Here is an 11,601-nt window from a genome sequence, read left to right on the forward strand (position 1 = left end):
CAGGACCGGCTTTGCCGGACTGCTGGCGCAGCGGCCCCCTCGGGGGGCAGCGAACCACACGCAGTGGGGAGCGTGGGGGCAATACCTCGGAGCGTGGGGGCAATCTTCCAGTGGCCAGTGCGTGTTTACTGGGAAGACACCGACGCCGGCGGCATCGTGTTTTATGCCAACTACCTCAAGTTTTTTGAACGCTCGCGCACCGAATGGCTCAGATCACTGGGCATTGGACAGCAGCAATTGAAGGACAGCACCGGATGCATGTTTGTAGTGACTGAAACGGCGATCCGCTACCACCGCCCTGCCCGCCTGGACGATGAGCTGATCGTGACCGCCAGCATGATAGAAACCGGCCGTGCGTCCTTGATAGTCAAGCACAAGGCGCTATTAAAAACAGAGCAACCTGGTGAGCATCCGGCAACCTTGCTCTGCGAAGGCACGATACGCATCGGCTGGGTTCACGGCGCCAGCCTGCAGCCCAGGCGCATACCCGCTTCCATTCTGGACAGCCTGAAAACCTGATAAAAAAGCCTCAACATGAACCAAGACCTCTCCATTGTCAGTCTCCTTCTCCATGCCAGCTGGGTGGTCCAGGCCGTGGTCGCGTTGCTGATTGGCATTTCGATTGCCAGCTGGGCCGCGATTTTCCGGAAAATCGTGGCGCTCAAGCGCGCCCAGCAGCTCAACGACGAGTTCGACCGTGGCTTCTGGTCGGGCACCAGCCTGAACGATCTGTTTGCGGGCGCGGCGCAAAACGCCAAGATATCGGGTTCCATGGAACGCATTTTTGCCAGCGGCATGCGCGAATACCAGAAGCTGCGCGAGCGCCACATCAGCGATGCCGGCACGCTGCTGGACGGCGCCCGCCGCGCCATGCGGGCCAGCTACCAGCGCGAGATGGACGCGATTGAGGCGAATCTGTCATTCCTGGCCACCGTCGGCTCGGTGTCGCCCTACGTCGGCCTGTTCGGCACGGTCTGGGGCATCATGCATGCCTTTACCGGACTGGCGGCGATGGAGCAAGTCACCCTGGCCACCGTGGCGCCCGGCATTGCAGAAGCGCTGGTGGCCACGGCGATTGCCCTGTTCGCGGCGATTCCGGCCGTGGTGGCCTACAACCGCTTTGCGCACGACATCGACCGCATCGCCAATCGCCTGGAAACCTTCATTGAAGAGTTTTCCAATATTTTGCAGCGCAACCTGGGGGCACACTCGCCTTCAGGCCACTAATCCGCCAGGGAGCCGGCCATGCCAGCAGTCAGTTCACGCGGCCGGGGCCGCCGCACCATCAGTGAAATCAACATGGTGCCGTTCATCGACGTCATGCTGGTGCTGCTCATCATCTTCATGGTGACGGCGCCACTGATCACGCCGAGCATGATTAACGTGCCCAAAATAGGCCGAGCCGATAAGCAGCCAGACAAACCAATCTTCGTTGAAATACAAAAGGATGAGCGCATTCAGATCAGGCTAAAGACAGGGACCGTGCCGAGCACGATTGACCACTTGGCCAAGGACATCGTGGAGCGCGAACCGGCCGTGAAGGCGGACAAGGCAGACGCAGTGCCGGTCGTCATCAGCGCCGACAAGTCGCTCAAGTACGAAACCGTGGTGCAGGTGATGGACACACTGCAACGCGCTGGCGTGACACGCGTCGGCCTGTCGGTCCAAACTGGCAAGTAATCGGCGATTCAACCGAAATACCACCAGAACGCCATGGACAGCCCTGCAGACCGCCTTGAATTTGCCCCGCCGCGCGACAAGGGTTCGCCGCGCGCTTTCGGGCTGGCCCTGCTTGTCCATGTGTTGCTGATCGCGGCACTGACCTGGGGCGTGAACTGGAAACGCACCGACGAAGCAGCATCGTTTGAAGCCGAACTGTGGTCGGGCGTGCCGCAACCGGCGGCGCCCCAGCGGGTTGAAACGCCACCGCCCGCTCCCGCTCCCGCTCCTGCGTCTGAACCCGCGCCGGCTCCCGAGCCGATGCCTCCAGAGCCCGTTGCGCCACCCGTTCCAGCACCGCAGCCCCGACCTGTCCCTGCACCACCGCCGGTTGCCAAAGCGCCTGTCATCAAGGAAACGCCGCCGCTGCCCGATGTGGACATTGCCCTCGAAAAAGAGAAAAAGCGCAAGCTGCTTCAGCAGCAAAAGCAGGCCGAACTCCTGAAAGCGGAAAAGCTGCAGGAAAAACGCGAAGCCGAACTGCAGGCCAGACAAGAAAAAGAGCAGGAAAGAAAAAAAGAGAAAGAACAGCAAGCCCGGCAAGAACTGGCGGAGCGCAAAGCCGAAGAGCTGGCTGAGCGTAAAGCCGAAGAGCAGGCGCGCAAGGCCGAGGCTAAAAAGCAGGAAGCCCGGCAGCTGGCGAACGAGAAGGAAAGAGAAAAGGAAAAGGAAAAGGAAAAACGCACCGCCGCAGCCAACGCCGCCGCTGCCGCCGAGAAACAAAAGCAGGCCGCCGCTGCATCCGCCGCCGCTGAAAAGCAGAAACAGGCCGCTGCCGAGAAGCAAAAAGCGGCGGCTGCCGCGACAGCTGCTGCCAATGCTGAAAAGCAGAAAGAAGCTGCCGCAGCCGCAGCAGCCGCAAAACAAAAGGCGGCAGCCGCAGCAGCTTCCGAAAAGCAGCGCCAGGCGGCCATCCAGCAGCGCATCATCGCAATGGCCGGCGCGGGAGGTTCCGAAGGGCCGGCAGGCTCAGGCGCTGCGAAATCCAGCGGCCCTTCTGCCGGCTACGCCGGCAAGGTCAAGGCCAAGGTTCTGCCCAATGTGGTCTTCAACGACGATGTAGAAGGCAACCCCAAGGCCGAAGTCGAAGTAAGAACCACCGCCGACGGCACCATCATGAGCCAGCGCCTGATCAAGTCCAGCGGCAACAAGGCCTGGGACGATGCGGTGATCAAGGCCATCGTGCGCACCGGCTCTTTGCCGCGCGATGTCGATGGCCGGGTGCCGACGCCGATGATCATCGAATTCCGGCCGAATTGAGCCCCAACGGGATCACTATCAAATAGATAGCTGCTTTCGCCCGTCGGTATTGCGCAAAAGCACTATTTCACTCATAAACGATGCGCGCCAGCCCTTTGTCGGCCTGCGCCATCCAGCTGGCCAGCGCCGCATCGGTCGGGAAAAACCGGGCCGCGTCGCCCAGGTGCAGCTCAGCCGTCGCGGTTTCACGGCGCAAGCTCAGGCGCACGGGCAAGCCACGCACGGGCTCGGACGGGTCCGCCGCCTCGCTTGAACGCGGCGGAAAGTCCCTGACCAGCTTTGAAATATCCGGCGCCTTGCCGTTGACGGCCACGCGCAGGTACTTGCCGAACCGGCAGCGCGCCGACTCCAGATCCCACACCTGCGTGATCTTGAAGCGCCGGCCGAAGCGCTCGGATGCGCCCTGCAGCGTGCCTTGGACAATGACCAGCTCGTCTTCCTTGAGCAGGTTGCGGTTGGCGTTGAAGGTCGCCTCGTCCACCGACACTTCCAGCACATCGGTCTTGTCGTCCAGCTTGAAGATGATCAGCTTGCCGCGGTTGCCGTTGATGATGCGCAGGTCGGTCACGATGCCGGCGAGCAGTTGAGAATCCCGGGACTCGCTCATGTCTTCAATGCTTCGCTTGGCGAACTGCCGCACTTCCTGCTCCACCTCGTCGAACAGGTGGCCCGACAGGTAAAAGCCGATGGCGGTTTTCTCCAGCACCAGCCGCGCCTTGACGCCGAACATCGGCATCTCGACCAGTTCCGGCTCCTGCGTGCTGGCCGCGTGCGAGTCGGACATGTCGAACAGCCCGCCCTGGTTGGCGTTGGCTTGCGTGGCGGCGGCAAAATCGAAAGCGCGCTCGCTGGACGCCAGCAGCTCGGCGCGGTTCAGGTGCAGGCTGTCGAAGGCGCCGCCCTTGATCAGCGCTTCGACCGTGCGCTTGTTCATCTTGCTGCGGTCCACGCGCACGCAAAAATCAAACAGCGAGGTGAACGGGCCGCCTTCCTTGCGCGCGGCGACGATGGCGGCAATCGCCTGCTGGCCGGTGCCCTTGATCGCGCCCAGGCCGTAGCGCACCGATTTGGCGGTGATCGGCTCGAAGCGGTAGTCGCCCTGGTTGATGTCGGGCACCTCGAAGCTCAGCCCCATCTTTTGCGCGTCGCCGAACAGGATTTTTAGCTTGTCGGTGTCGTCCATTTCGACGGTCATGTTGGCCGCGAAAAACTCGGCCGGAAAATGTACCTTGAGCCAGGCCGTGTGGTAGGCCAGCAGCGCGTAGGCGGCGGAGTGCGACTTGTTGAAGCCGTAGCCCGCGAACTTTTCCATCAGGTCGAACACCTCGTCGGCTTTTTCCTGCGCCAGGCCGTTGATGCCGGCGCCCTTGCGGAAGATTTCCCGGTGCTGGGCCATCTCCTTCTCGTCTTTTTTACCCATCGCGCGGCGCAGCATGTCGGCGCCGCCCAGCGAGTAGCCGCCCAGGATCTGCGCGGTCTGCATCACCTGCTCCTGATAGACCATGATGCCGTAGGTTTCCTCCAGCATCGGCTTGACGCGCGGGTCCGGGTATTCGGGCACTTCCTTGCCCTGCTTTCGGGCAATGTAGGTCGGAATCAGGTCCATCGGGCCGGGACGGTAGAGCGCGTTCATCGCGATCAGGTCTTCGAGCCGGTCGGGCCGGGCGTCCTTGAGCATGCGCTGCATGCCGATACTTTCAAACTGGAACACGGCTTCGGTATTGCCGTCGGCAAACAGCCGGTACACCCGCGCATCGTCGAGCGGCAGGTCTTCGAACTTGAAGTCTTTTTGCGCCGGGTAGCGCGCGATGATGAACTCGCGCGCAATTTCCAGGATGGTCAGCGTGGCCAGCCCCAAGAAGTCGAACTTGACCAGGCCAATCGCCTCCACGTCGTTCTTATCGAACTGGCTGACCGCCGACGTGCTGCCGGGCTGCAGATACAGCGGGCAAAAATCGGTCAGCTTGCCCGGCGCGATCAACACGCCGCCGGCATGCATGCCGACATTGCGCGTGAGGCCTTCGAGCTTGCGCGCGAGGTCGAGCAGCGTGTGAACGTCTTCCTCCTTGCTTTCGCGGTCGGCCAGCACCGGTTCGGCCTCCAGCGCATAGACCATCTTGTCATTTTTCTTGCGGTCGGCCGGCACCAGTTGCAGCGTCACCGCCTGGCCGGGCTTGTTCGGAATCAGCTTGGAAATGCCGTCGCAAAAGCCGTAGGGGAAATCGAGCACCCGGCCGACGTCGCGAATCGCCGCGCGCGCCGCCATGGTGCCGAAGGTGACGATCTGGCTGACCGCCGCATGGCCGTACTTGTCCTTCACGTAGTCGATCACGCGGTCGCGGTTGCTCTGGCAAAAGTCGATGTCAAAGTCGGGCATCGAGACGCGCTCGGGGTTCAGGAAGCGCTCGAACAGCAGGTTGTAGCGCAGCGGGTCGAGGTCGGTGATCTTCAGCGCATAGGCGACCAGCGAGCCGGCGCCGGAGCCGCGTCCCGGCCCGACCGGGCAGCCGTTGTTCTTGGCCCACTGGATGAAGTCGCCAACGATCAGGAAATAGCCGGGGAAACCCATCTTCAGGATGGTATTGATCTCGAATTCGAGCCGCGCGACGTATTCGGGCCGCTTGGCGTCGCGCTGCGCCGGGTTCGGGTACAGGTGCAGCAGCCGCTCTTCCAGCCCCTCGAACGAGGTGTGGCGAAAGTAGTCTTCAGGCGGCATGCGAGAGCCATTGACTTCGGGCGTCGGGAATTCGGGCAGCATGGGCTTGCCCAGTTCCAGCGTGAGGCTGCAGCGCTTGGCGATTTCGACCGTGTTGGCCAGCGCCGACGGCACATCGGCAAACAGCGCCTTCATCTGGTCAGCCGACTTGAAATACTGCTCGCGGGTGAACTTGCGCACGCGGCGTGCATTGCCCAGGATTTCGCCTTCTGAAATACAGACACGCGCTTCATGCGCCTCGTAGTCGTCATAGGTCAGGAACTGGACCGGATGCGTGGCTACCACCGGCAACTTCAGCCGCGCCGCCAGTTGCACGGCGGCGGTGACATGGCGTTCGTCCTCGGGATGCCCTGAGCGCTGCAGCTCCAGGTAGAAGCGCCGGGGAAACATGCCCGACAGATGCAGCGCGCACTCCATGGCCCGTGCGCTGTCGCCCTGCACCAAGGCCTGGCCCACGGCGCCGCGCTGCGCGCCCGACAGGGCGATCAGGCCTTCGTTCAACTCCTGCAGCCATTGCAGCTTGACGACCGCCTGGTCGCGCACCACATTTTTTGTCCAGGCGCGGGTGATCAGCTCGCACAGGTTGAGGTAGCCTTGGCTGTCCTGCACCAGCAGCAAGAGGCGGGAAGCCGGCGCGCCGGCTTCCTTGCCGGGCGCTTCGAGCCAGATGTCGGCGCCGATCAGCGGCTTGACGCCCGTCTTGCGCCCTTCCTTGTAGAACTTGACCGTGCCAAACAGGTTGCTCAGGTCGGTAATGGCCAGCGCGGGTTGCTGGTCGGCGGCAGCGGCGGCAACAATTTCATCAATGCGGTTGGTACCGTCAACGACTGAAAACTCGGTGTGGATTCTTAGATGGACAAACATGCGCTTCATTTTAGGTCTGGGGCCTGCCTGCCCCGGCGTGCAAACGCCACCCTTTCAGGTGCGCCGCCCTTGCCTACAATCGGCGCATCATGCAAATTTTGAATATTGCGGCCTACAAATTCGTGGCGCTGGAGCCGTTGCCCGCGCTGAAAACCGAGATGCTTCAGGCGCTGGCAACGCGCGAAATCAAGGGCACCGTGCTGCTCGCCGAAGAAGGCATCAATCTTTTCCTGGCCGCCGAGAGCGCCGCCATTCATGATTTTTTGGCATGGCTGCGGCTTGACCTGCGTTTTCATGACCTTGAAGTCAAGGAAAGCTGGTCGGCGGCTCAGCCTTTTGGCAAGCTGCTGGTCAAGATCAAGCCTGAAATCATCCGCATGAACCACCCGGCCATCCGCCCGTCGGCAGGCCGCGCCCCGGCGGTGGATGCGAGAACGCTCAAGCGCTGGCTCGACCGTGGGCAGGACGACGAAGGCCGGCCGGTGGCGATGCTGGACACGCGCAACACCTACGAGGTCGATGCCGGCACCTTCAGGCAGGCGATTGACTGGCGGCTGGAGAAATTCACCGAGTTCCCGCAGGCGGTGCAGGGCCACCGGGACGAGCTGGCCGGCAAGACCATCGTGAGCTTTTGCACCGGCGGCATCCGCTGCGAGAAAGCGGCGATTTACCTGCAGGAAGCGGGCATTCAGAATGTTTACCAGCTCGACGGCGGCATCCTGAAATACTTCGAGGACTGCGGCCAGGCGCATTTTGACGGCGAATGCTTTGTCTTCGACGACCGCCGGGCGGTGGATGCAGCGCTCAAACCCCGGGTCAATCTAGGCGCATTGTCTGACAGCCAGGCCTGAAGCCTCATGGGAAGCTTGGCGCTCCAAATCCTCATGGATCTGCCATGTTGTCACTCCACAACGCTTTTATCGACGCTCAACCGGCCTCGCAGCTGGCTCAGCGCTTCCAGGCGGTTCGGGCGCAAACCGAGCGTCTGATTGAACCGCTGAGCGCCGAAGACTGCCAGTTGCAGTCCATGCCCGACGCCAGCCCGGCCAAGTGGCACCTGGCGCATGTCACCTGGTTTTTCGAAACCTTCGTGCTGGAGCGCTTCGAGCCGGGCTTCAAGCCTTTCGATGCTGGTTTCCGGGTGCTGTTCAACAGCTATTACAACGGCGTGGGCGACAAGTACCCGCGCCCCAGGCGGGGCCTGATCAGCCGCCCGTCGCTGCCCGAAGTGCTGGACTACCGGCGCCAGGTCAATGCGCGCGTGCTGGATGTTATTGCCAGGACCGACGAGGCCGACCGCATGCAACTGGCGCAGCTCATCACGCTCGGGCTGCAGCACGAGCAGCAACACCAGGAGCTGCTGCTGACCGACATCCAGCATGCCCTGTCGTTCAACCCGCAGTGCCCTGCGTATGCCGGGCGCTGGCCGCTGGCCAGCACGGCGCCCCAGCCGGTGCGCTGGCATGCTTACGGCGGCGGCCTGGTGCAACATGGTTTCGACGCCGGCCTGGATGGCGATTTTGCGTTTGACAATGAAACGCCGCGCCACCCGGCGTATGTCGCCCCCTTCGAGCTGGCCAGCCGGCTGCTCACCAACGGCGAGATGCTCGGATTCATTGCGGACGGGGGCTACCGGCGGCCCGAGTTGTGGCTGTCCATGGGCTGGGACTGGGTGCAGGCCGGCCAGCATGAGCTGCCGCTGTACTGGCAGGGCGAAGCGGAAAATTACCGCCATTTCACGCTGCAGGGGCTGCAGGACGTTGACCCGAACACCCCCGCCTGCCACCTCAGCTATTTTGAAGCCGATGCGCTGGCGCGGTGGGCCGGAGCGCGGCTGCCGACCGAGTTTGAATGGGAACTGGCGGCGCGCCTGTTGCCCGCGTCAGGCGCAAGGCCGGGAAATTTTGTCGAAACCGGGGCTTTTCATCCCCTGCCGCAACAGCAGGCCAGTGTTGACGCGCCAGCGCAACTGCTGGGCGACGCGTGGGAATGGACGCAGTCCAACTACAACCCCTACCCCGGCTACCGGCCGTGGGAGGGCCTGGTCGGCGAATACAACGGCAAGTTCATGTGCAACCAGTTTGTGCTGCGCGGCGGCTCCTGCGCCACGCCGCAAGGCCATGTCCGCGCCAGCTACCGCAACTTTTTCCCGCCGGACGCGCAGTGGCAGTTCAGCGGCGTGCGGCTGGCGCGCGATATTCAAGGCTAGGTCACAGGTAAGGCGCTTTGGGCGCTGCAGGTTCCGCCAGCGCCGGCTTGCGCTCCGGCAGGGGAATGAATTCGGCATCGCCGGCAATCTGCCCCATCCTTTGCGCGGCCCAGTCATCGCCGGCCTGGGCAATGCGCTCCTTGCTGCTGGAGACAAAATTCCACCAGATGAAGCGCTTTCCATCGAGCTTGTCGCCGCCAATCACCACGAAACGTGCTGGCGCGTTCGCGCTGATCTGCGTCACCGCGCCAGGCGCCAGAACGGCCAGGGTGCGCGCCGCTACCGCTTCGCCATCGACCTGCAGGTCGCCATCCACCCCGTAAAGCGCCAGCTCATCGGCCAGCGGCGGCAAATCAATGCGCTCGCCGGCGGCCAGGCGGATGTCGAGGTAAACGGTTTTCGAGAAGGTTCTGACGGGCGAGGTGTGCCCGAAAGCCTCGCCAATCAGCACCCGCAGCTCGGACGCGCCTAGCGGCACGACCGGAATAGCCGCAGCCGGCGTGTGCACGAAGTCGGGCTCCGCCTCTTCATGAATCTTGGGCAGGGCGGCCCACAGCTGCAGGCCATGCTGCTGGTAAACCTTGCCCCGCAGGTCATCCGGCGCGCGCTCGGAATGCACGATGCCGCGCCCGGCCGTCATCCAGTTGATCGCGCCGGGTTCGATGCGCTGGACCGAGCCCAGGCTGTCGCGGTGCAGCATGGCGCCTTCAAACAGGTAGGTCACCGTCGCCAGCCCGATGTGCGGATGCGGCCGCACGTCATGATTGGCGTCGGCTTGCACCGTGAACGGGCCGAAATGGTCGAAAAATATAAATGGGCCGACCGACTGGCGCGTTGCCGCTGGCAGCAGGCGGCTCACCATGAAGCCGCCGCCAAGATCCTTGTCGTGTCCGGTCAGCTTGAGTTCGAGGGTCATGGCGGATTCCTTTGAAAAAGTAGATAAAACCATGATGCCGCAAAGCGAGCCGGGGTGCTAGCGCCGGAACCGGCTCGCCACATCGGCCACCCGCTCGCCAAAAGCGCGCGCTGTCTCCAGGTCGCCCGGCGCCATTTCACCCGCGCTGGCATCCGAAGGCGACTGGGACATGGCGCCGCTGTACGAACCCAGGAAGTTGGGATCGTTGCGCTGGGCGGCCTTGCTGTTGCTGGGCTGGATGCCCTGGCTGACCCAGATTCCGCCATGCTGCATGGCCAGGGTGAACAGGTAGTTCAGCGTGGACGACTTGTCGCCATTCAGGGCGGCGCTGCTGGTGAAGCCGGAAAACAGCTTGTCCTTCCAGGTCTGCGCATACCAGGGACGGGACGATGCGTCGGCAAACTTCTTGAACTGCCAGCTGACGCTGCCCATGTAGGTCGGCGACCCCATGATGATGGCATCGGCCGCGTCCAGCAGGTTCCAGCCGCCCTGGGGCAGGTTGCCGTCGGCATCAATGGCGACGAGTTCGGCGCCCGCACCCGCCGCGATGGCTTGCGCCATGCGCTGGGTGTGGCCGTAGCCGGAGTGATAGATCACGGCAATGACCGGCTCCTTTGAAGTGGCGCCGCCGTCCATCATGCGCCGCGCTTGTTGCCGTCAAAACTCCAGGCGCCGGCGCCCCAGGCGGCAACGGTCAACAGCCCGCCGACCACGGCGATGTTCTTGAAAAACGATTGCTGCTGCTGCATGACCTGGTCAGCCGGCACGGCCCAGAAGTTGTGAAAGATGAAAGAAATGACCACGGTGAACAGCGCAATGCCCAGCGCCGCCCAGCGCGTCTGCCAGCCGATCAGCAGCAGCAGGCCCAGCCCCAGCTCAACACCGATGGCCGCCGCCGCAGCCAACTCGGGAAGCGGCACGCCCTTGGAAGCGATAAAACCCGCCGTTCCTGCAAAGCCGGTGATCTTGCTGAAGCCGGCAGGCACGAACAGCAGCGCCAGCAAGATGCGGCCGATCAGCGACAGGGGATTTTGGAGCGATGAAAACATGGTGAATCCTTGTTGGAGGTAAACGGGGGAAATAATGAATTAAAACAAGCTGTCAGGCAAGCTGGATGCGCCCATGCCACTTGTAGGACGGCACGGCGCACCAAGCAAAATCACCTCAGGGCGCCAGGTCGAACACCAGCACCTCGGCGTCCTGGCCCTTGGAAAGCTCCAGCCGGCTTTCCGATTGCAGCGCCAGCGCATCGCCGCCGTGCAGGGTCTGCCCGTTGACTTCCAGCTGGCCGCGAACCAGGTGCACATAGGCTTTTCGCTGCGGATCAAGCGCCAGCACGGCCGCTTCGCCACCATCGAACAAACCCGCATACAGCCTGGCGTCGGCATGGATCAGCACCGACCCCTGCGCCCCGTCGCTCGATGCGACCAGCCGCAGCGCGCCGCGTTTTTCAGCCTCGGAAAAGGTTTTCTGCTCGTAGCTCGGTGCAATGCCGGTGACGTTGGGCTCGATCCAGATCTGCAGGAAATGGGTGGTCTGGCCCTGGGCATGGTTGAACTCGCTGTGCCGCACGCCGCTGCCCGCGCTCATGCGCTGCACGTCGCCCGGCGGAATGCCCTTGACGTTGCCGATGCTGTCCTGGTGCGCCAGTTCGCCGCTCAGCACATAGCTGATGATTTCCATGTTCTGGTGGCCATGCGTGCCAAAGCCACGGCCGGCGGCAACGCGGTCTTCATTGATGACGCGCAGGTTGCCAAAGCCCATGTGCTCGGGGTCGTAGTAGCCGGCGAATGAAAAGGAATGGAAGGATTTGAGCCAGCCGTGGTCAGCATAGCCGCGCTCGCCGGAGGTTCGCAATGTCATCATGAGGTGAGCCTTTCAAGGTGCGTTGGAGATGTCTTTACTGTAAGCGCCGGA

Annotated in this window: 11 protein-coding genes; 6 read left to right on the forward strand and 5 right to left on the reverse strand. The window is 62.9% G+C overall.

From position 1 onward, the window contains the following. Positions 1-102: 102 nt before the first annotated feature. From PNAP_RS14580 to tolA, 4 genes are read left to right on the forward strand one after another with little or no spacing between them, the layout of a single operon-like run. Positions 103-519, forward strand: a complete 417-nt coding sequence (locus PNAP_RS14580) for a tol-pal system-associated acyl-CoA thioesterase (RefSeq protein ID WP_041377308.1) — start codon at positions 103-105, stop codon at positions 517-519. Positions 520-534: 15 nt separating this feature from the next. Continuing rightward, positions 535-1,227: a protein TolQ gene (gene tolQ / locus PNAP_RS14585; protein WP_011802295.1), complete on the forward strand. Its 693-nt coding sequence runs from the start codon at positions 535-537 to the stop codon at positions 1,225-1,227. An 18-nt stretch (positions 1,228-1,245) separates the two neighbouring features. Continuing rightward, positions 1,246-1,680 (forward strand): biopolymer transporter ExbD, encoded by a 435-nt coding sequence (locus tag PNAP_RS14590; protein WP_011802296.1) that lies wholly within the window; start codon positions 1,246-1,248, stop codon positions 1,678-1,680. Positions 1,681-1,713: 33 nt separating this feature from the next. Next, complete coding sequence (gene tolA / locus PNAP_RS14595) at positions 1,714-2,979, forward strand: cell envelope integrity protein TolA (RefSeq protein ID WP_011802297.1); 1,266 nt, start codon at positions 1,714-1,716, stop codon at positions 2,977-2,979. 67 nt (positions 2,980-3,046) lie between these two features. Here the strand turns inward: tolA and dnaE are convergent, their stop codons facing one another. After that, complete coding sequence (gene dnaE / locus PNAP_RS14600; protein ID WP_041377309.1) at positions 3,047-6,559, reverse strand: DNA polymerase III subunit alpha; 3,513 nt, start codon at positions 6,557-6,559, stop codon at positions 3,047-3,049. Between the two features lie 86 nt (positions 6,560-6,645). Here dnaE and PNAP_RS14605 point away from each other — a divergent pair, with 86 nt between their 5' ends. Both PNAP_RS14605 and egtB read left to right on the forward strand, forming a co-directional pair. After that, complete coding sequence (locus tag PNAP_RS14605; RefSeq protein WP_198140708.1) at positions 6,646-7,410, forward strand: sulfurtransferase; 765 nt, start codon at positions 6,646-6,648, stop codon at positions 7,408-7,410. A gap of 44 nt (positions 7,411-7,454) precedes the next feature. Beyond that, on the forward strand, positions 7,455-8,768 hold the full coding sequence (gene egtB, locus PNAP_RS14610; protein ID WP_011802300.1) for an ergothioneine biosynthesis protein EgtB: 1,314 nt from the start codon (positions 7,455-7,457) through the stop codon (positions 8,766-8,768). A 1-nt stretch (position 8,769) separates the two neighbouring features. Here the strand turns inward: egtB and PNAP_RS14615 are convergent, their stop codons facing one another. The 4 genes from PNAP_RS14615 to PNAP_RS14630 form a co-directional block, all read right to left on the reverse strand. Beyond that, positions 8,770-9,684, reverse strand: coding sequence for a pirin family protein (locus PNAP_RS14615; RefSeq protein ID WP_011802301.1), 915 nt, complete (start codon positions 9,682-9,684; stop codon positions 8,770-8,772). A 57-nt stretch (positions 9,685-9,741) separates the two neighbouring features. Then, entirely contained in the window at positions 9,742-10,323 is a 582-nt protein-coding gene (locus tag PNAP_RS14620) for a flavodoxin family protein (RefSeq protein ID WP_011802302.1), read from the reverse strand. After that, positions 10,320-10,733 (reverse strand): DoxX family protein, encoded by a 414-nt coding sequence (locus PNAP_RS14625; protein WP_011802303.1) that lies wholly within the window; start codon positions 10,731-10,733, stop codon positions 10,320-10,322. The genes PNAP_RS14620 and PNAP_RS14625 overlap by 4 nt, the downstream gene beginning before the upstream one ends. A gap of 115 nt (positions 10,734-10,848) precedes the next feature. Next, the gene (locus PNAP_RS14630; protein WP_011802304.1) at positions 10,849-11,550 is read right to left on the reverse strand and encodes a pirin family protein; all 702 of its coding nucleotides are present in this window, start codon (positions 11,548-11,550) and stop codon (positions 10,849-10,851) included. Between the last annotated feature and the right edge of the window lie 51 nt (positions 11,551-11,601).

The sequence above is a fragment of the Polaromonas naphthalenivorans CJ2 genome (assembly GCF_000015505.1).
GTDB lineage: Bacteria > Pseudomonadota > Gammaproteobacteria > Burkholderiales > Burkholderiaceae_C > Polaromonas > Polaromonas naphthalenivorans.

Coding starts and splice junctions, on each gene's coding strand:
- PNAP_RS14625 (WP_011802303.1), bottom strand. CDS start 10,733: ATGTTTTCATCGCTCCAAAATCCCCTGTCGCTGATCGGCCGCATCTTG.
- tolQ (WP_011802295.1), top strand. CDS start 535: ATGAACCAAGACCTCTCCATTGTCAGTCTCCTTCTCCATGCCAGCTGG.
- dnaE (WP_041377309.1), bottom strand. CDS start 6,559: ATGTTTGTCCATCTAAGAATCCACACCGAGTTTTCAGTCGTTGACGGT.
- PNAP_RS14590 (WP_011802296.1), top strand. CDS start 1,246: ATGCCAGCAGTCAGTTCACGCGGCCGGGGCCGCCGCACCATCAGTGAA.
- PNAP_RS14630 (WP_011802304.1), bottom strand. CDS start 11,550: ATGATGACATTGCGAACCTCCGGCGAGCGCGGCTATGCTGACCACGGC.
- tolA (WP_011802297.1), top strand. CDS start 1,714: ATGGACAGCCCTGCAGACCGCCTTGAATTTGCCCCGCCGCGCGACAAG.
- PNAP_RS14620 (WP_011802302.1), bottom strand. CDS start 10,323: ATGATGGACGGCGGCGCCACTTCAAAGGAGCCGGTCATTGCCGTGATC.
- egtB (WP_011802300.1), top strand. CDS start 7,455: ATGTTGTCACTCCACAACGCTTTTATCGACGCTCAACCGGCCTCGCAG.
- PNAP_RS14615 (WP_011802301.1), bottom strand. CDS start 9,684: ATGACCCTCGAACTCAAGCTGACCGGACACGACAAGGATCTTGGCGGC.